Consider the following 19540-nt stretch of genomic DNA (forward strand, 5'->3'; position numbering starts at 1 on the left):
TAAAGCAAATACTCATTTCGAACTGTAAAAAAATCATCCAGTAAACTGTAAATATATTTTACACATCAGATACAGCACTTATAAATAAATAACACTTAATCTGCACTTTATGAATATTGGTATATTGTATGCAATTAGAGTCACATCTAAAACTTAAAGTCTTTTTTATGATTGAATTAAAAGGAATATTTAAATACTTCAACCACAAAACACAACGTACTTTTGTATTAAAAGATATTAATACCAAAATAGGAGAAGGCGAATTTGTGAGTATTATGGGGCCTTCGGGCGCTGGCAAATCAACCCTGCTAAATATTATTGGCTTGTTGGATGAATCATCGGAAGGTGAATACTTGTTCTTTGATGAATCTATGACTAAGGTTAAGGACAAGAAAAAAGTAGAATATCATCGCAATTATATTGGTTTCATTTTTCAGGCTTACCATTTAATTGAAGAGATGACCGTTTATGAGAACATAGAAACACCACTTATTTATAAAGGCATCAAAAAGAAAGAACGTCAGGCTATTATAGCTGATATTTTGGATAGGTTCAATATAGTTGCCAAAAAAGATTTATTCCCTCAACAGCTTTCAGGTGGGCAACAGCAAATGGTTGGAATTGCTCGTGCTATAGCCGGAAAACCTAAATTGCTTTTAGCGGATGAACCAACAGGAAATTTACATACCGAGCAGGGCAAAATGATTATGGAGGTGCTTAAAGAATTAAACGAAGAAGGAACTACCATCATACAAGTTACCCATAACGAGGCTTTTGCTCAATACGGAACAAGAACTATTCGTTTGTTGGATGGCAGAATTGAGGAAGATGTAAAAAGTAAGGTAACGTCATTGGCAGAATAAGCACATGTAATCTTTTATCACGATCATAAATTATGAGAACCATTTTACGACGTTTACAAAAGCAAAAATTCGTCACCTCTTTTAAAATTATAAGTCTCGGAATTGGCATTTCGTGCGCTGTAATATTGTTTTATATAGCGTTTAATCTTTATAGTACAGATAGGTTTTACCCCGACAAAGAGTTGGTTTATCAGGTATTTGAAAAATATACTACACCCAACGACAATTCTACTTCTCGTATTATTCGTCATCCTGTGGCTGGAGCTATGATGACGGATTTTTCGCAGGTGGAATATGGCACTACAGTAAGAAAGGATTGGGATTCGCCTTACGAATACAAACAAGAGATATTAAATTTGGAGACTTATTATGCCGACTCATTGCTATTTAAAGTCTTTCAGCGAAAATGTATTTTGGGTGACGCTGAGCATGCCCTTAAATCTTTAAATACAGCAGTAATTACTAAATCGGTTGCCCATAAGTTATTTGGCAAGGAGAATCCTATTAATCAGACATTAACGCTAAGAGGCTCCAGATTAATTGAGGTGAAGGCCGTAATAGAAGATTGGCCATCGAACGCCAGTTTTGATGCCGAAGTTATTTTATCATTTGAAACACTTAAAAATGAGGACAGGCTAACGATGAGTTGGCATGGAGGAGATAGTTTTACAGGCTACGTAAAGCTGCTTCCTGAAACAGACGTATCTATGCTACGGAGTAAGTTTAACGCTTTTGTGGGCAAATACACCGACCTTAAAAAATTAAACGCTAGCGGTTATAACCTAGAATATTTCATAGTTCCCTTAATTAAGGCTCGTTTTTTAAACAATAATAATTTAATTACTCAAATACTTATTCTGGTTTTACTGGGAACTTTATTATTGGCATTAGTTTGCTTCAATGCCTACCTGCTATCCGTATCACAACAAAACCGAATGAAAAAGGAGTTGGTAGTTCGTAGAATCAATGGTTCATCGTATAGCCAAGTATTAATGCTCATCTTTAAAGATGCCTTGTTTCAGTTTTCCCTTGCCTTAGGTATTGCTATACTAGTAACATGGAACATCGCTCCCATAGCAAGTACATTCTTTAATTTCAGCATCTTAAAAATCATTACTAGTGTTTCGTTTGTAAGCATATTTTTATCTGTTACAGCCATCATATTTTTGGCTATTTTTATTCTTCCCTCCATCAGAACAATGCGTGGAATGCATAAAACAAAGACAGCTAACAAGCCAATTTTTGCCGACTTCCCATTGGCCTTACAAATTGGCATATCATTTACTTTACTCACATTTTTTTGGTTTGTATTTCAACAACTCAATTATATACAAAGCTTTGACAAAGGCTATTCTTCAGAGGGAATTACCTATGTAGAATTACATAATAAGCAATTGTACGATAACCATGCCTTCTTAAAACGAGAGATATCAAAAATACCAGGAGTAATCAGTGTTGGAACCTCCGATGATGTGCCATTATATGGTTTATCAGGCAATATTTTTGGCACCGAGCCTAGTGGCGATAATTATAGAATATTTAGACACCTACAAGCCGATAATGATTTCTTTGAAACGCTTAATATGACCGTGGAAGGTAAAGGCTTTAGTAATACTTCGAACAATAAAAATGAAGTAATTATTACCGAGGCGGTAGCAGATGAACTCGGGTTTGAAAATCCACTATACAAAACTATTTACCAAACCAGAGGTAGACAATTCACCATAGTTGGGGTAGCTAAAGATATTGTATCTGGCACAATACATTCAAAAATTGATGGAATAGTATTTCAGAAGTTTTATGCGCCAGATACCTATACCCTATTAAGCATTAAAATGGATGAAAAAAATATGCTAGCTACTTCTGAGTATGTTACAAGAACTTTCGAAAAATTAATGCCGAATACAAATATCCAACTCAAATATTATAATCAGGATATTGAGGCGGCATATAAAACGGATTTTGCTTTAAAAAAGGCTGTTACATTTTTTGCCATTATTGCCACACTACTTACTATTGCTGGTTTAGTTGGCTTTGCTATCAGCTCAATTCAAAAACGCATGAAGGAGCTTGGCGTACGAAAAGTAAATGGTGCTACAGAATGGAATTTGCTCACTTTACTAAATAAAAACTTGGTGCTTAAAGCAGGTATCACTTTAGTGCTATTTATACCTATTTCCTGGTATTTAGTGAACTCCTGGATTCAATTCTATGCCTACCATGTACCCATTACTCCAATAGTTTTTACCGTGGCATTAATGCTGGTGTTATTTGTCGTTTTTGTAACGGTTTCTATCACGGTATGGAATGCAGTTAGAAAAAATCCTATTGAATCTTTACGCTATGAATAAAAATATGGAAGTGCGATTTTGCTATTAATTCCAAATATATAAGGTGCCGCTTCTAACTTCTGCTTGATATTTATAAAGCGAATGTTTAGATGGCCCTTTTAAAAGCCCTCCATATTCATTGGCAATGGCAAAGGTAGAACCACAAGTTGGACAAATACAGTTGATACCATCCTTTTCAAGTTCTACCAAACTACTCATTTTTTTTTCGTGCGGGCACATCAAATCAAACACATAGTATTCCTCAGGAGTCAACATAAAAATAGCTACCCCTGAATTTCCGATAGTTTGAAAATGCGAGTCGCGATAAACCGTAAAAGGATTTTTTTGATTGTATAAAGGGTCTGTAGCAATATTATTAATTTGTGCTGTAAATCTATGCGTAGGAATTATTTCCTCATAATCTTTACTACATGAAATAGATATTAATAAAATGCTAAAGATATTGATTAATAGTAATTTGTACTTCATCATTAATATTGATTTTGGTTGCAAAAATATTAAAATAATTACAGCATTTACTTGTTCTAAAAAAAAAGGACAAGCCTTGTAAATATATGAACAGATATTTTTATAACTTTATTGTTGCAAAAATAAGTTATATGGAAGATTTCGGAGATTTATTATACATTGTATTTGCCATTATTGGTGTGGTGTATAGCATCATAAAAAAGAACAATAAAAAAGCGAAGGAATCAACGCCTCCTATTGCTCCTATTGAGGATGAAGAGGAAGATTATTCTGGTGACGGTATTCCTAGTTTTGACCAAATATTTGGTAGAACTGAGGCACCCAAGCCTGCTGTTGTGCCAGAGCAAAAGGTGGTGCAACCAGCGGATAATTCGGTGCAAGCTAAAAAGAAACAGCTAGAAGATAATATTCATCGATTTAAAAGCGCTAAAGCTAAAAGTAAGCTTAAAACTGAAGAATCAGAGGAAGAAATCATTGAGCATGAGACAGGTTACAACTTTAACTTGAGGCAAGCCGTTATCTACTCCGAAGTACTTAAGCGTCCTGAATTTTAAGCAAAGGGTCATTTCAATTTTCGCACATAATTTATATATTTGCACTGAAGAGTTTCGGATTCCGGGATTCTTTATTTTTTTTATATAGTATTCATAAAAGAGGAAGACAGATGTCAAACGTAAGTTATCTTACCGGAGAGGGTTTGAAAAAACTAAAAGAAGAACTTCACCAATTAGAGTCGGTAGAAAGACCAAGTATATCGGCACAGATAGGAGAAGCAAGAGATAAAGGAGATTTATCGGAGAATGCAGAGTATGATGCTGCTAAAGAAGCGCAAGGATTGTTAGAAATGAAAATTTCGCAGATTAAAACAATTTTAGCTAATTCACGAATTATAGATGAATCAAAAATAGATACTTCAAAAGTACAGTTATTGAATAAGGTTAAAATTAAAAACCTAAAGAATAATGCTGAGATGACCTATACTTTGGTTCCAGAAAGTGAAGCCAATTTAAAGGAGGGAAAACTTTCCATCTCAACACCTATAGCCAAAGGTTTATTAGGAAAAGTAGTTGGAGATCATGCCGAGATTCAAGTGCCTTCTGGCTTAATGACTTTTGAAATTGTAGAAATATCTATCTAAAACAATTGTACGATGTCAACCATCTTTTCAAAAATAATAAAAGGAGAAATACCTTGTTATAAAATTGCAGAGGACGATAATTACTTTGCATTTTTAGATATTAATCCACTACAGGAAGGTCATACTTTAGTTATTCCTAAAGTAGAGGTTGATTATATTTTTGATTTAGAAGATAATACATTGGCAGGATTACATGTGTTCTCTAAAAAGGTAGCACAGGCTTTAGATAAAGCTTTTGATTGCAAAAGAATTGGAGTAGCTGTTTTAGGACTTGAAGTTCCGCATGCCCATGTTCACTTAGTTCCTCTTCAGGGTGAAAATGACATTAACTTCGCAAAACCAAAACTGCAGCTTTCTTCAGAAGAATTTAAAGCTATAGCTGATAAGATTAAAAAGCATCTCTAAATAATATAGAGAATAAGATAAGTTAGAGCTGGATGCAGAAATGTATCCAGCTTTTTTTATATAAAATCGTCTTCTTCGTCCGAAGAATCTTCAAGATATAGGTCTATTAAGCCTTCAGGCAAATTTACTTCTATCTTTTTACCCGCTTCTTCTACCGAAGTAATAAAATCAGGATTAATAGGCATCAATATTTCCTGGCCTTCATGCTTAATCACAAACAATGGATTGTTGGTTATTTCTTGCACTTCAACTATTTCACCAATATCACCCTTTGTGGCGTCAGTTACCTTAAAACCAACAAATGCTCCGCTAGGCATATGCTCATCATCCTCTTCAAAGGTAATTTCGGCATGTGCTTGACAACCTGATAATTCTTTCGCTTTATTTTCGCTTTCTACGGTTTCTAGCTTAACCAAAATACTCTTGGAGCCTTTTACTCTATATGATTCTACAAAAAATGGTACTAGCCCATTATCAATATCTAATAGCAAAAACTCAAGATCTAAGTCCTCAGCGTAAATACCATCAGATAATGTTAAAGCTAATTCGCCTTTCACACCATGGGGTTTCTGAATAAAACCTATTTGGGTAGTATCTTCTTTTATAATCATACCTATATTTTAAATCGGTGTAAAAGTAGGTAAATGTAAGGCATAAAAAAACCCTCACGTAAAATGAGGGTTCACATTTATCAAAGATAAATAAGCTCTTATAATTATTCTGCAGCTGGTTCTTCAGCAGCAGCTTCACCTTCACTAGCTTCTTCAACAGCAGGAGCATTTGCAGCTTCAGCTTCAGCAGCTAATTCAGATTTTTTCTTAGCGATAGCCTCAGCTCTTTCGCTGTTAATTTTAGCTTCACGTTCTAATTGCTCTTTAGCTTCGTCAGCAGCTTTTCCTGCTAATCCATCCACTTTAGATTGAACTTTAGCTTCTTTGTCAGTTAACCAAGCTTGGAATCTCTTCTCAGCTTCAGCCTCATCAAAAGCGCCTTTTTTAACACCGTCTAATAAGTGTTTTTTCATCATTACACCTCTGTAAGACAAAATCGCTCTTGCTGTATCTGTTGGTTGAGCTCCGTCAGTTAACCATGTTAAGGCTTTGTCGAAGTTCAAATCAATAGTAGCAGGATTTGTATTTGGATTATAAGATCCAATACGCTCAATGTACTTACCATCACGTGGTGATCTACTGTCGGCTACCACAATGTGATAGAATGCGTTTCTTTTACGACCGTGTCTTGCTAGTCTAATTTTTACTGGCATGTCTTTTAATTTTATTTGTTTTACAAATGTTGCAAAAACTCTGTTTTGCGGGTGCAAAGGTAAGTAATATTTTTAAAACACCATCTTTTTGATTAAATATTAACTACTTAGTGATTGAATACGAATAACCAAATGCTAAGTACTAACAACTCACTCTTACCATCCCGATAGGATATTTATGCCAAAGTTACCACTATGCATTTTACTTTGATGGATAGGGAAAGCACAGTATGGCTCAATAATAATAGCTCCTAATAAATTTATGCGAAGCGCTGCACCAGTACTCATCACAGGTATTCTTTTATTAACCTGTTGTGTACTAAAACTCCAAACAGGATTTGAAGTATTGTCCCATGCTAAACCGGCGTCGTAGAATAAAGCCAACTCCGAAAACAGAAAGCTCGACTTAAACCACCCATATTTCCTTGGACCTGAAAAAGGAATGCGCATCTCAAAGTTTGATACCATTACTTTAGAGCCTAAAAGTTGATTCGACGATATCTTCCCTTCCGCTTCGCTACCATAAAAACTACCCGACTCGTATCCTCTAACATACCATGGGTATCCTATAAAGATATCCAATAACTTACTGCTGTCGCTGCCTTTACCGTACCTGCCAAAATGATAAAAACGGAAAGCAAAAGTATAAGGCTTCACTCTAAAATATTTACGATAATCCAAGGTAAAGGTATTCATATTAACACCATGCAAGTATCGCTCATAACCAAACCTAATTCTTTTTCCCTCGATAGGCGATGCTAGTCCAAATTTAGAATTATCAATAACATAAGCCACATCAATAATTCCAACAGCAAAAGGCGATGGAGAATCCACTACTTGCTTTTTTTGAGAGTTCGTACTATAAAAAGAATTTGGGTCTTCAATGCGCTCGGTTCTATAACTATAATGGGCTGCAGAAACACCCGCCTCAATGCGGTGCGCTTTATTAAAAGGGTAATATCCAAAAAAACTGAGTTTATCTACAAACGTACGTTGAAACATATAAACCAGCTCATCATCACCTGTAGAAGAATTTGTATGGTTCGAATAATATCCAGTTCGATATGGAATATGCGATAAGCTGGTTCCCAATTTAATAGGCCTTTTCTGATTCACATAGGCCACTTGCCCTCCAAAATCATAAATTTCGCCATTAATACTCAAACCCGTGTATAATACATGCTCGCTTAATATGTCGCTAAAACGAGCTTCAACACTACCTGCCATTCCGGTACCATAACGGCCAGCCATTACTCCCACAGAGGTATTTCCAATGTAATCTAACTTAAACTTCGATTTAATGGGCTCTTGATAAAAACTATCTGCCTCTACTTTATGATTCATCTTATTCACCAATAAGTTAGCATCTACACCTGAAGGAAATTTAGAATAAGGCATTAAACGCGAAGCATAAAAATTAGCTTGCCTAGTATTAACCTGAATAGCTGTTTTTTCTATCTGAGCTAAATCTGTTTTAACAATGGAGAATTTTCCCTCAGATAACATATTGTAATACAGGTTTCTTCCTGAGATAGATAGAGCTGGAGAAAACTTTGTCATGCCTGTAATACCTGTAGGATATTGTGTTAACTGCTGAAGGTTTTCCGATTTTTCATGGAGCAGGTATAAATTACGCATTCCATCTCTATCCGAAAGAAAATATATTTTGCCATCGTCTTGAGCAACTACAGGATTTAAGTTTTGCGCTCCATCAAATGTGGTATATACTTTCTTCTTCCCTGTTTTAACCTTAACAGAAGCAATGTTGTATTGCGTTCTGTTCTCGGCCTTTTGCGATGGCGAAGACTCATCTGTGACATAAAACACTTGGGTGCTCTGCGCATTCCAGCTAGGCTGAATATTACATCTTATATCCTGGGTAATATTTTCAATTTTCTGAGTACTGAAATAATATAAATACAAATCAGATATTCCACTATTTAGGCCTGTAAAAACAATCTTTTCTCCATCGGGAGACCATGCTGGATATCCAATGCCCTCCACCTCATCAAAAGTAATAGCATCCGAAATATCTCCACTCTCCGTATCAAAAATTACTAACGAGCTTTTTCCTTTTACATAGGCTACATACGCAAAATGTCGATTATCTGGCGACCATGTTCCAGCAGTTTCTAAAAAGCTAATGGCATCTATTTCATCACTAAAAGTAGAAGAATATAATGTATTGATGACATCGCCTGTGTTAGCATCGGCCAAATAAAGATCTAGACTAAACAAATCTCTTTCGGATAAGAAAACAAGCTTTTCTCCATCCGGACTAACCGAAGGTGCTAAGTTGTAATTTCCACTATTTTTAGGCGATATTACTGTTTCTCCATACACCGAAAAAGTAGAGTCATTAATGTTTTCCATTAAATGAGATTCGAGCTTATCCTTCCATAAAACCGATAAAGAATCCATCGACATCATAAAAACATCGCTTATGGCTTGCTCCACCCCTTTATTAGCTGTTTCGAGCATTAAATGCTGAATATAATGCTCCCCATGTTCGTGAGCTATATAACTCCAAAAAGCATGTCCATATCTGTAAGGAGAGTAACCATAATTAACGGTCATTTCTTTTAAAGTTGGGAAGGCGTCATTTATCAAAGCATCACGCATCCAAAGTGCTGTATGACTATCTGTATTTCCTATAGAGAGATATTCGGCCATTCCTTCAATCATCCAAAGCGGTATATTTTGAATGGCAGATAAACCATAGGCCGATTTATTTTGAATAATATGATATTGAAAAGCATGCACCATTTCGTGCCCTAGCACATGGTCCGTTTGATGAGAAGAAAAGTTAACGGGCATCACAACCCTTCTTTTTATTCCCTCAGTAACACCACCAGTACCTACACTAATTTTGCCACTAATAACAGATGTTTGTTGAAAATCGGCATGGTTACTATAAATAAGTAATGGATTCTTGAGTTTAAAGGTATCTAAAAAAACTCCCTGATGATATTTGTACCATTTTTCGCTTTGATTAGCCAAAGCCTTCACCAAGCTATCCGACTTAAAATAGTGATACAGTTCGAAATGGGGTGTTTTATACAGCTGAAATTCAAACTGTTTATATTGCGGTTTGTTTTGGCCAAAATACTGAGCAGAAGCAATGGATGGTGCAAAAAACTGCATCCATACAAAAAGTATCTTTATTACATTTCTCCAGCCCATTCCCGTTCCAATAATTAGCCTTTTGTAAGTTACAACCAGAATGGCGTATACGCAAGAAATTAACATTGGTTTGTTCGTGTTTAAAATAATAATTCTATTGAATTCAGGACATCAATTCCCTAATTAAAGCCATATCAATACAATAAGATTTAATAAGGTCTTCTTTGATGAAAAACACCACTAATCTCATTCAAAAAATTAACTTTGTAAGTCGCCAAAAAGGCTGAACAATAGACGATAAAGAACTGATATAGAATGTTTTTAATATTTGATACTGAAACCACTGGGTTACCAAAAAAATGGAACGCTCCTTTAACCGACACAGATAACTGGCCAAGAATGGTTCAGTTGGCCTGGCAATGTCACGACATTGAGGGTAATTTCCTTTTTGCAAAAAACCATGTTATTACACCCGATGGATATACTATACCTGACGATGTTGTAGCAGTGCACGGTATCACCACAGAAATTGCCCACGAAAAAGGTATTCCCTTAAAAGATGCTTTGGATGATTTTATGGCTGATGTGGCCAAGAGTAAGTTTATCATTGGGCACAATGTTAATTTCGATATCAATATTGTAGGTTGCGAATTATATCGCTCCGAAATGGATGAACAAGCACTGGTAAATGCACCCATGCTTGATACCATGACGGGAAGTAAGGAGTTTTGTGCCCTCACTAGAGGAGGGAAACTTAAAAACCCTACCCTTACCGAACTTCATATCAAACTCTTTACAGTTCCGTTTGAAGAAGCCCATAATGCAGCGGCCGATGTTGAAGCAACTTCGCGTTGTTTTCTCGAATTAGTTCGTGTTGGAGCGCTGTCGTTGCAGATGCTTCAAATGACAGAAGCTGAACTGGAAGCTTTTAAGAAAGCGAACCCCAGTGAGATTCAACTGGTAGGAATCGAATATGAATCTTTTAAGGTAAATGTTTTTGAAGATATTTCTTTAGAAGAAGAAGAACGTATCATTCAAGAAGCAGCTAAAAATGCGGAGATATTACCCTTTGTTCATTTACACGTACACACCCAATATTCTATTCTTGATGGAGCCAATAAAACAGGCGCTATTGCTGCCAAGGCAAAGGAAGACGGACAGCCCGCTGTGGCTATTACCGACCATGGTGGTATGTTTGGGGTTAAAGAGTTTCATGTTTCGTGTAAAAAGAACGATGTTAAACCCATTATTGGTGTTGAGGCTTATGTGGCTCCACGTGGGCATTTGAGTAAAGAAGGCAAAACCGATTCATCGGGACACCATATTATATTATTGGCTAAAAACTATACGGGTTATCAAACGCTATTAAAGCTAACCTCTATAGCGCATACCGATGGTTTTTATTACAAGCCACGCATTGACAAGGAGTTACTTGAAAAATATAACGAAGGATTAATTGTTACCAGTGCATGTTTGGGAGGTGAAGTGGCCCAACATATTATGCAAGGTAATTTAGATAAAGCGAAAGAAGCTATACTTTGGTTTAAAGATGTGTTTGGTGAAGATTATTATCTGGAGCTGATGCGCCATATTAATGACGACCCAATTTTAAGACGCGACACTTGGCAAAACCAGGCCAAGGTAAATCGTATTTTAGTTCGTTTGGGAAAAGAGTTAGGCGTAAAAGTGGTCGCAACCAACGATTCGCATTTTACCAATGAGGAGGATGCGGAGGCACATGATATGTTGGTTTGCTTAAGTACAGGTAGAGATTATACCGACCCAACACGAATGCGTTATTCTAAACAGGAATGGTTTAAAACCTGTGAGGAGATGAGTATGCTCTTTGCAGATATTCCAGAAGCTTTACACAGCACCATGGAAATCTGTGATAAGGTTGAGTTCTTTGAATTAGATAGTGACCCTATTATGCCTCCTTTCGATATTCCTGAGGACTTTGGAACTTTTGAAAGCTATTGCGAAAAATATGATGAAGCTGCACTAATAGAAGAATTTACAGAGGCTTCTTTTAAACGCTTGGGCGGATATGAAAAAGTCGTTCAAATTAAGTTGGAAGCCGATTACCTAGAGCATCTTACTTACGAGGGAGCAAAATTTAGGTACCCTGATGATTTTACTGATGATAAGAGAGAGCGTATAGAATTTGAGCTCAACACCATTAAAACCATGGGATTCCCTGGTTACTTCTTAATTACCCAGGATTTTATTAACTGGGCTAAGGATAATGGTGTACTTGTAGGGCCTGGAAGGGGTTCGGCTGCTGGTGCTGCCGTAGCATACTGCATTAAAATTACCGATGTAGACCCCATTAAATACGATTTGCTTTTTGAGCGTTTCTTAAATCCCGACCGTATCTCCATGCCCGATGTGGATATCGATTTTGATGACGATGGACGACAACGCGTTCTGGATTATGTAACCGATAAATATGGACAGGATAAAGTAGCCCACATTTGTACATTTGGTACTATGGCAACCAAAAGTTCCATTAAAGATGTTGCTCGTGTACTAAATTTAGAACTTTCGGAGGCAAACCGTTTGGCTAAAATGGTGCCAGAAGCGCCTAAGATGAGTTTTAAGAAGGCATACAAAGAAGTGCCAGAATTGGAGCTTGAAAAAGAATCGTCTAATGCATTGATTGCAGAAACACTTAAGTTCGCAGAGCAATTGGAAGGTGCAGTGCGACAAACCGGTGTACATGCTTGTGGTGTATTAATCGGTAAAAACCCATTAGTAGAGCACTTGCCAGTAATGCCTACCAAAGGAGAAGAATTACTGACCACGCAATATGATGGACGATTTGTAGAAGATATTGGCCTGCTAAAAATGGACTTTCTAGGATTGAAAACCCTTTCCATCTTTAAAGAAGTATTGGATAATGTAAAGCTTTCCAAAGGTATTGATATCGATTTGGCCAAGATATCATTGGAAGATGAAAAAACCTTCCAACTTTTTGGTAATGGTGAAACAACGGCTGTTTTCCAGTTTGAATCCCCAGGTATGAAAAAACACCTGAGAGGATTGCAGCCTAACCGTTTCGAAGACCTTGTGGCCATGAATGCCTTGTATCGTCCAGGTCCGATGGAATATATCCCATCATTTATCGAACGTAAGCACGGACGAGAAGAAATTATATATGACCACCCTCTGATGGAACCCTACCTGAAAGATACCTACGGAATTACGGTATATCAGGAGCAGGTGATGCTTCAATCTAGGGCACTGGGTGGTTTTACTCGTGGAGATTCCGATTCACTGCGTAAGGCAATGGGTAAAAAAATCATTGCCATGATGGATAAACTTAAGGAGAAGTTTATCAAAGGGTGTAAGGATAGTGAGGAATTTGTAACGGCTTGTAAAGATGGAAAAACGACCAATGCTAACCCTGATAAGTTAATTGACAAAATTTGGGGAGACTGGGAGGCCTTTGCCAGTTATGCCTTTAATAAATCGCACTCCGTTTGTTATGCCTATGTGGCCTATCAGTCGGGTTATTTAAAAGCCCACTATCCAGCCGAATTTATGGCGGGTGTACTGAGTCGTAACCTAACCGACATTACCAAGATTACCATCTTCATGGAAGAGTGTAAGCGAATGGGAATGGACGTACTTGGGCCAGATGTGAATGAAAGTTACCGCAAGTTTACTGTAAATAAAGATGGTGCTATTCGCTTTGGAATGGCTGGAGTTAAAGGTGTTGGAGCAGGTGCGGTAGAAGAAATAATTAGAGTAAGAGAAAAAGGTGGCCCCTTTAAAGATATTTTTGATTTTGTAGAGCGCGTAAACCTTCAAACGGTGAATAAGAAAAACCTGGAGGCCCTAGCTGCAGCTGGAGGTTTTGATGGTTTCCCTGCATTTCATAGAGCGCAATATTTTGCCAACTTACCAGGCGAACTAACTAGCTTCGTTGAGAATATGGCTCGTTATGGTAATTTATACCAAAACGATATAGCCACAGCTGCTAATTCTTTGTTTGGAGCAGCAGGAGCATCAGCTGCAATTACAAAACCAACCGCCCCTGTTTGCGAAGAATTTTCTTTATTAGAAAGGTTGGCTCGCGAAAAAGACCTCATTGGAATCTACCTGTCAGCCCATCCACTTGACGTATATAAACTAGAGATTAACCATTTCTGCACCACCAAATTTGGTGATCTGGATGATTTGGAAAAAATGAAAGGTCGTGATGTAACCATGGGTGGCATTGTTACTGCAGCTCGTTCTGGCATGACCAAAAAAGGAAATCCCTATGGTATAATGACGGTAGATGACTACAGTGGTTCGTATGAGTTTGCTTTTTTCGGTAAAGATTATCCCGAGTTTGCGCGATTTATGGTGGAGGGGTATTATATCATGATTAGAGGCAGAATACAAGAAAAACAATGGACTAAGACAGGAGAGCTTGAAGTAAAAGTAACTAAGATTGAAATGCTGGATGGCATCCGTGAATCAAGGGTCTCTGGACTAAATATTCAAGTACCACTGCAAGCCCTAGATGAAGCCTTGGTAACCGATTTAGTCGAATTATCAAAAGAAACAGAAGGAAATGTTACTTTAAAATTCTCTATTTACGATAAAGAAGAACAAACTCATCAAGCTCAGTTTTTCTCACGTTCAACTAAAATTAATTTAAGCGATGAGATAGTAGAGTACCTAGAGGCTCATCCTGATATTTCTTTTACTTTGACTTAATATTTCTCGCGGATTAGTAACTGTTTAAATCAGCGAGAAAAAATGCTCAAGACAACAACAAACTTAAAACTAAAATAATTTTCTAATTTTGTGTCTCAAAAAAAAAAGCACTAGTTTAGGTGCTTGCTTAATTACAGTAAAAGACTATGCAACAATATCTTGATTTGTGCCAACGCGTGTTGGAAGAAGGCGTATTAAAAGAAGACAGAACAGGAACAGGAACAACAAGTGTTTTTGGTCATCAAATGAGATTTAACCTACAAGAAGGATTTCCTTTGGTCACCACTAAAAAGCTCCATTTAAAGTCAATTATTCACGAACTTATCTGGTTTTTAAAAGGTAGCACCAATGTAAAATATTTAAAAGATAATGGTGTTCGCATTTGGAATGAGTGGGCCAAAGAAGATGGTGAACTAGGACCAATTTATGGATATCAGTGGCGCTCATGGCCTATGGCTAATGGTGAGTATGTAGACCAGATTAAACAAGTTATTGAATCGATTAAAAGCAATCCAAACTCTCGACGTCATATTGTTAGTGCATGGAATGTAGGTCAGTTAGATGAGATGCAACTACCGCCTTGTCATATTCTTTTTCAGTTTTACGTAGCGGATGGCAAATTGTCTTGCCAGTTATACCAACGTAGCGCCGATTTATTTTTGGGCGTACCTTTTAATATTGCATCTTATGCCTTATTATTAATGATGGTAGCACAAGCTACAGGATTGGAATGCGGTGATTTTGTACACACTTTAGGCGATGTACATATTTACAGTAACCATATTGACCAAGTAAAATTGCAGGTTACGCGTGATCCTCGTCCATTACCTAAAATGACTTTAAATCCAGATATAAAGAATATTGATGACTTTACATTTGAGGATTTTACCTTAAGTGAATACGACCCCCATCCACATATAAAAGGAGCTATCTCCGTTTAAAATTTAACCCATGACAAAAATTTCAATGATTGTGGCCATCGCAAAACTTAATGCAATTGGCCAAAATAACGACTTGTTAGCTTATATCCCTAACGACCTAAAAAGGTTTAAGGCATTAACAACTAGTCACACTATTATTATGGGTCGAAAAACATTTGACTCATTGCCTAAAGGAGCATTGCCCAATAGAAGAAACATTGTAATATCACGAAATACAGCATTAAAACTAGAAGGAGCCGAAATCGTTTCAACACCAGAGGCAGCTTTAGAATTATCCAAGGAGGATACGGAGGTTTTCATCATAGGTGGAGCAACTATTTATGAAGCTTTTTTGCCCAAAGCGAACAAACTCTATCTAACCATGATAGACCAATACTTTAACGATGCAGACACCTTCTTCCCTGAGCTTAATCCATCGGAGTGGAGTGAGGTTTACAAAGAAGAAGTAAAAGATGATGACCGAAACGAATTTAACTATACGTTTATCGATTTAGAAAGAAAATAAATCGTTTGTAAAAGAATTTAAAGCATCAAGGTATGATACCAGAAATCATATTTTGATGCTTTTTTTGTTTTAGCCTATAGCTTTTCTCCACAAAACTTACAATGCGTAGCATCCTTATCATGTCCTTCTGCTAAACAAGCCGGACAAACCTGCGTAGTTGTTTCATCATCCTGTTTTCTGGTTAATTCAGCCGTTACAATACCTGTAGGAACAGCAATAATGGCATAACCCATTATCATCACAATGCCTGCCAATGTTTGTCCAAGAGCCGTAACAGGAGCAATATCACCATACCCTACCGTTGTTAAAGTAACGACGGCCCAATATATACTAATCGGAATACTTGTAAACCCACTGCCATCATCCGATTCTATAATGTACATTAAAGTACCCAGAATCACCACCATAATAATTACGGTAAATAAAAATACACCAATCTTGTTACGGCTGGCAATTAATGCTTTCCATAGATGTGAGGCTTCGTTGATATAACGGGTTAGCTTAAGTACTCTAAAAACTCTGAGTAATCTTAAAGCTCGCAATACAACCAACATATGAGTCCCTATAAAAACCAAACCTAAAAAGGTAGGAATAATAGCTAGTAAGTCAATAATACCAAAAAAGCTAGTGGCATAACGCCAAGGATGTCTAACCACCCAAAGGCGAATGATGTACTCTAGCAGAAAAGCAACAGTAACAATCCATTCTAAAATATTTAAAATTGAGTAGAAAGCTTCTGACTTGCCAGGTAAACTTTCCAGCATTACAATAGTTACACTAAATATGATTAAAACAATCAAGGAAATATCAAAGACTCTGCCCGCTTTGGTATCTGCCTCAAAAATGATATCGTATATTTTTTGTTTCATGATAAATCTTTAGGGTGAATAGTTTTTCAGTAAAAAAACCCATCGTATATTTACCAAAAATAGGAACAAAAATGAGTATTGATAGCATTAAGGACAATTTTAAGGAAGCGCAACGAATATTGAACGATTTTATTCAAGAAGATAGTAACTGGGATAAGTTAAAAGCGGCTGGTGATATCATGGTAAATTGTTTAAAAAATGGAGGTAAAATTATTTCGTGTGGCAATGGTGGTTCAATGAGTGACGCTATGCATTTTGCGGAAGAATTGAGTGGTCGTTTCCGAGATGATAGAGAAGGGTTAGCAGCTATTTCTATCTCAGATCCTACTCATATTACTTGTGTAGGAAATGATTATGGTTTCGATTACATTTTTTCAAGATATGTGCAAGCAGTGGGTAAATCTGGAGATGTATTATTAGCAATTAGTACCAGTGGGAATTCGGCTAATGTTGTGCATGCGGCAGAAGAAGCGCGTAAAAAAGGAATGCAGGTTATTGTATTATCAGGCAAAAGCGGTGGAAAGCTAAAGGATATTTGTGATGAAGAATTAAGAATTGCTCATAACGGTTACTCAGATAGAATTCAGGAATTACACATACAAATTATACATTCCTTAATTCAATATATAGAAATGGAATATTTTAAATAACGTTATTTGAAACTAAACGCTTTTATGCTCTTGTAATAATATAGAATTTAAGTACAAAATCAGAATAGTCTAAATTAGAAGTCATGTTAAATCGGATCTTAATCATATCAACTTTATCGGTCATCTTCTTGCTAAACCCAAGTTGTATTAAAGAAGATCTTAGTAAAATATCGACTAGTAAAGATCTAAATATAAAGACATCTTTTCCTGTTAGTTCTTTTGACATCAATGAGAATGAATATGGAGGTTCTCTTTCTTTATTAGATACCTACAACAGGTACAATAAAATTTTAATAACTGAAGAATTTGATTTTGACTTGTCTAATATATTTAGCGAAAGTGATTACATAGAGCAATTGCTTTTAAGAGTTGAGATTACTAATAACTTTCCTGCAAAACTCGAAATTGATGCATTTTATATGGATGAAGTTGGAAGAACTCTTAAAAGTATCACTCCCTCGGGGCAATTAGAACTTGATATACCTACAATAGCTGATGACGGAACAATAACAACACCTACGTATCTAATTCATGACGAAACATTTACAAAGGCAGACATTCCTACGCTATTGAATGCAAAAAAAATACTGGTGAGAGTTTTCATTAAGGAAATGGTACTTAGCCCTGAAGTACAAGCCAATATGGATAAGTACAATGTAAATATAAATATCGGCTTGCGGTCTGCCTTAAATGTACCGATGTAAGAAATTTTGCTGAGAAGCGATTCAATGACTGATTATATAATGCTAAAACCAATTAATACCATTTTTAAGTTGCGTGCGACTATTAAAAACATATTTATCGCATGAAACTCCTATTAGCTCTTACCCTTACTTTCTGTTTTATAATTAAAACGAATAGTCAACAGAACAACACTTTGTTTTTGATGCACGATTTACCTCAGGCAAATATAGTTAACCCTGCCGTTGGTATTAATTGCAAGGTATTTGTTGGCATGCCCGTATTGGGTTCAACTCACATAAATGCTTATTCAACGGGGTTTGCCCTAAGTGATGTATTAACCCCAAGCACTGGAGATTCATTGATATTTAATCCTGACGAAACCATCAGAAACTTTGGCAAAACAGAAGTGGTTGCTACGGAAGTTCATTTATCATTATTGTCTGCAGGTTATAAACATGGAGCTAACTACTTTACTTTGGGGATAAATGAAAAAATAAACAGTTTCTCAGTTTTAAACAAAAATGCCCTTTTACTACTAAACGAAGGTAACTCACAATTCGAAGGTAAAAATGCTGACATGAGTGGCACTCGTGCTAATACTATTCATTATAGAGAATATGCCTTAGGTTGGGCCAGAGAAGTAAATGAGAAACTAAGTATAGGAGTACGGCTTAAGTTTTTATACGGCAAAGCAGATGTATATAATAAACCTATCGATTTACATCTTTTTACCGATGCTACCACTTTCGAAACCTATATAAATGGTAAAGGTGATTTATATGGTTCTTTACCCGTTGATATAACCACAGATGCCGATGGGTATTTGGAAGAAATAGAATTCAAAGAAGAAATAGATACTAGAGAATACCTCATGAACAAAGCCAATAAAGGCTATGGAGTTGACCTAGGCCTTGTATATCAAATCAATAACACCACAACGCTTTCTGCAAGTTTGTTAGACATCGGCTACCTGAAATGGAAATCGGATGTATTTAGTTTACACAGCGAAGGTGAAATTGATATTACAGATGAATTAACAGATGATGGTGAGATAGGAGATTCTATTGCTGAAATATTTAACCCAAGAGTATTATACGATGGATATTCATCTCCACTTGCGCCAGCTTTGTATATAGGAGTATCTAAAACCATGAATGAGTGGCTAAATGCTGGTGCCGTATTTCATACTGAGATGTACAAAAAGCGATGGCATCCGTCTTTTACGCTTTCTGGAAATGCCGAGATTACAAAGAATATATATGGTAGTGCCTCATACACATTACAAAACGGACAGTTTACCAATGTTGGTTTAGGCTTTGGAGCTAAATTTGGTTTTCTTCATTTTCATGCAATATCCGATAATGTATTTGGATGGTCTGATTTGGGCGGAACTAGAAATGCCAATCTTAGGTTTGGCTTGAGTATGTTATTTGGCTGCGATAAAGAAAAAGGTTCGAATAATGACAATGGCATTAGAGCCTTACCTTGTATTGGCGACCCATACAACGCGGTTAAAAGGAAGCATAGGAGAAGGAGATAAAAAAGCACCAAGGTTTATGGTGCTTAAAT

The 19540-nt window shown here is 36.5% G+C and carries 16 protein-coding genes; 11 read left to right on the plus strand and 5 right to left on the minus strand.

Annotated features, from left to right (window positions below; genetic code table 11):
• Nucleotides 1–167: 167 nt before the first annotated feature.
• Both A8L32_RS09160 and A8L32_RS09165 read left to right on the plus strand, forming a co-directional pair.
• Complete coding sequence (locus A8L32_RS09160) at nt 168–863, plus strand: ABC transporter ATP-binding protein (protein ID WP_066630017.1); 696 nt, start codon at nt 168–170, stop codon at nt 861–863.
• Nucleotides 864–895: 32 nt separating this feature from the next.
• Nucleotides 896–3214 carry an ABC transporter permease gene (locus A8L32_RS09165; RefSeq protein WP_066630018.1) on the plus strand — a complete coding sequence of 773 codons (2319 nt, stop codon included), beginning with the start codon at nt 896–898 and terminating at the stop codon, nt 3212–3214.
• Nucleotides 3215–3238: 24 nt separating this feature from the next.
• On the opposite strand, the gene A8L32_RS09170 is transcribed toward A8L32_RS09165, so the two are convergent.
• A complete protein-coding gene (locus tag A8L32_RS09170; RefSeq protein ID WP_143525051.1) occupies nt 3239–3685 on the minus strand; it encodes a Rieske (2Fe-2S) protein in 447 nt (148 codons plus the stop codon).
• 128 nt (nt 3686–3813) lie between these two features.
• On the opposite strand from A8L32_RS09170, the gene A8L32_RS09175 reads away from it, so the two are divergent.
• The 3 genes from A8L32_RS09175 to A8L32_RS09185 all read left to right on the plus strand — a co-directional run bounded on the left by A8L32_RS09175 (nt 3814) and on the right by A8L32_RS09185 (nt 5225).
• Nucleotides 3814–4236, plus strand: coding sequence for a hypothetical protein (locus tag A8L32_RS09175; RefSeq protein WP_143525052.1), 423 nt, complete (start codon nt 3814–3816; stop codon nt 4234–4236).
• A gap of 110 nt (nt 4237–4346) precedes the next feature.
• Nucleotides 4347–4820, plus strand: coding sequence for a transcription elongation factor GreA (greA, locus tag A8L32_RS09180; RefSeq protein ID WP_066630023.1), 474 nt, complete (start codon nt 4347–4349; stop codon nt 4818–4820).
• Nucleotides 4821–4832: 12 nt separating this feature from the next.
• The gene (locus A8L32_RS09185) at nt 4833–5225 is read left to right on the plus strand and encodes an HIT family protein (protein WP_066630025.1); all 393 of its coding nucleotides are present in this window, start codon (nt 4833–4835) and stop codon (nt 5223–5225) included.
• 56 nt (nt 5226–5281) lie between these two features.
• Here A8L32_RS09185 and rimM read toward each other — a convergent pair whose 3' ends face one another.
• The 3 genes from rimM to A8L32_RS09200 form a co-directional block, all read right to left on the minus strand.
• A complete protein-coding gene (gene rimM / locus A8L32_RS09190) occupies nt 5282–5836 on the minus strand; it encodes a ribosome maturation factor RimM (RefSeq protein ID WP_066630027.1) in 555 nt (184 codons plus the stop codon).
• Between the two features lie 104 nt (nt 5837–5940).
• The gene (locus A8L32_RS09195; RefSeq protein ID WP_066630029.1) at nt 5941–6489 is read right to left on the minus strand and encodes a 30S ribosomal protein S16; all 549 of its coding nucleotides are present in this window, start codon (nt 6487–6489) and stop codon (nt 5941–5943) included.
• 156 nt (nt 6490–6645) lie between these two features.
• Nucleotides 6646–9738, minus strand: a complete 3093-nt coding sequence (locus tag A8L32_RS09200; RefSeq protein ID WP_083631247.1) for a PD40 domain-containing protein — start codon at nt 9736–9738, stop codon at nt 6646–6648.
• Between the two features lie 189 nt (nt 9739–9927).
• On the opposite strand from A8L32_RS09200, the gene dnaE reads away from it, so the two are divergent.
• From dnaE to A8L32_RS09215, 3 genes are all read left to right on the plus strand, one after another.
• Nucleotides 9928–14322: a DNA polymerase III subunit alpha gene (gene dnaE, locus A8L32_RS09205; RefSeq protein ID WP_071797461.1), complete on the plus strand. Its 4395-nt coding sequence runs from the start codon at nt 9928–9930 to the stop codon at nt 14320–14322.
• 146 nt (nt 14323–14468) lie between these two features.
• Nucleotides 14469–15263: a thymidylate synthase gene (locus A8L32_RS09210; RefSeq protein WP_066630031.1), complete on the plus strand. Its 795-nt coding sequence runs from the start codon at nt 14469–14471 to the stop codon at nt 15261–15263.
• A gap of 10 nt (nt 15264–15273) precedes the next feature.
• Nucleotides 15274–15768 (plus strand): dihydrofolate reductase, encoded by a 495-nt coding sequence (locus A8L32_RS09215; RefSeq protein WP_066630033.1) that lies wholly within the window; start codon nt 15274–15276, stop codon nt 15766–15768.
• Between the two features lie 74 nt (nt 15769–15842).
• On the opposite strand, the gene A8L32_RS09220 is transcribed toward A8L32_RS09215, so the two are convergent.
• Nucleotides 15843–16637, minus strand: a complete 795-nt coding sequence (locus A8L32_RS09220; RefSeq protein WP_066630035.1) for an ion transporter — start codon at nt 16635–16637, stop codon at nt 15843–15845.
• A gap of 71 nt (nt 16638–16708) precedes the next feature.
• Here A8L32_RS09220 and lpcA point away from each other — a divergent pair, with 71 nt between their 5' ends.
• The 3 genes from lpcA to A8L32_RS09235 all read left to right on the plus strand — a co-directional run bounded on the left by lpcA (nt 16709) and on the right by A8L32_RS09235 (nt 19511).
• Nucleotides 16709–17287, plus strand: coding sequence for a D-sedoheptulose 7-phosphate isomerase (gene lpcA / locus A8L32_RS09225; RefSeq protein ID WP_066630518.1), 579 nt, complete (start codon nt 16709–16711; stop codon nt 17285–17287).
• An 83-nt stretch (nt 17288–17370) separates the two neighbouring features.
• Nucleotides 17371–17991, plus strand: coding sequence for a hypothetical protein (locus tag A8L32_RS09230; protein ID WP_143525053.1), 621 nt, complete (start codon nt 17371–17373; stop codon nt 17989–17991).
• Between the two features lie 101 nt (nt 17992–18092).
• Entirely contained in the window at nt 18093–19511 is a 1419-nt protein-coding gene (locus A8L32_RS09235; protein ID WP_143525054.1) for a DUF5723 family protein, read from the plus strand.
• The last annotated feature ends 29 nt before the right edge of the window (nt 19512–19540 follow it).

It is taken from the genome of Labilibacter marinus, assembly GCF_001659685.2.
Taxonomy (GTDB): domain Bacteria; phylum Bacteroidota; class Bacteroidia; order Bacteroidales; family Marinilabiliaceae; genus Saccharicrinis; species Saccharicrinis marinus.

Coding starts and splice junctions, on each gene's coding strand:
- greA (WP_066630023.1), top strand. CDS start 4,347: ATGTCAAACGTAAGTTATCTTACCGGAGAGGGTTTGAAAAAACTAAAA.
- A8L32_RS09235 (WP_143525054.1), top strand. CDS start 18,093: ATGAAACTCCTATTAGCTCTTACCCTTACTTTCTGTTTTATAATTAAA.
- A8L32_RS09200 (WP_083631247.1), bottom strand. CDS start 9,738: ATGTTAATTTCTTGCGTATACGCCATTCTGGTTGTAACTTACAAAAGG.
- A8L32_RS09185 (WP_066630025.1), top strand. CDS start 4,833: ATGTCAACCATCTTTTCAAAAATAATAAAAGGAGAAATACCTTGTTAT.
- rimM (WP_066630027.1), bottom strand. CDS start 5,836: ATGATTATAAAAGAAGATACTACCCAAATAGGTTTTATTCAGAAACCC.
- A8L32_RS09175 (WP_143525052.1), top strand. CDS start 3,814: ATGGAAGATTTCGGAGATTTATTATACATTGTATTTGCCATTATTGGT.
- A8L32_RS09220 (WP_066630035.1), bottom strand. CDS start 16,637: ATGAAACAAAAAATATACGATATCATTTTTGAGGCAGATACCAAAGCG.
- dnaE (WP_071797461.1), top strand. CDS start 9,928: ATGTTTTTAATATTTGATACTGAAACCACTGGGTTACCAAAAAAATGG.
- A8L32_RS09215 (WP_066630033.1), top strand. CDS start 15,274: ATGACAAAAATTTCAATGATTGTGGCCATCGCAAAACTTAATGCAATT.
- A8L32_RS09230 (WP_143525053.1), top strand. CDS start 17,371: ATGTTAAATCGGATCTTAATCATATCAACTTTATCGGTCATCTTCTTG.
- A8L32_RS09210 (WP_066630031.1), top strand. CDS start 14,469: ATGCAACAATATCTTGATTTGTGCCAACGCGTGTTGGAAGAAGGCGTA.
- A8L32_RS09195 (WP_066630029.1), bottom strand. CDS start 6,489: ATGCCAGTAAAAATTAGACTAGCAAGACACGGTCGTAAAAGAAACGCA.
- A8L32_RS09170 (WP_143525051.1), bottom strand. CDS start 3,685: ATGATGAAGTACAAATTACTATTAATCAATATCTTTAGCATTTTATTA.
- A8L32_RS09165 (WP_066630018.1), top strand. CDS start 896: ATGAGAACCATTTTACGACGTTTACAAAAGCAAAAATTCGTCACCTCT.
- A8L32_RS09160 (WP_066630017.1), top strand. CDS start 168: ATGATTGAATTAAAAGGAATATTTAAATACTTCAACCACAAAACACAA.
- lpcA (WP_066630518.1), top strand. CDS start 16,709: ATGAGTATTGATAGCATTAAGGACAATTTTAAGGAAGCGCAACGAATA.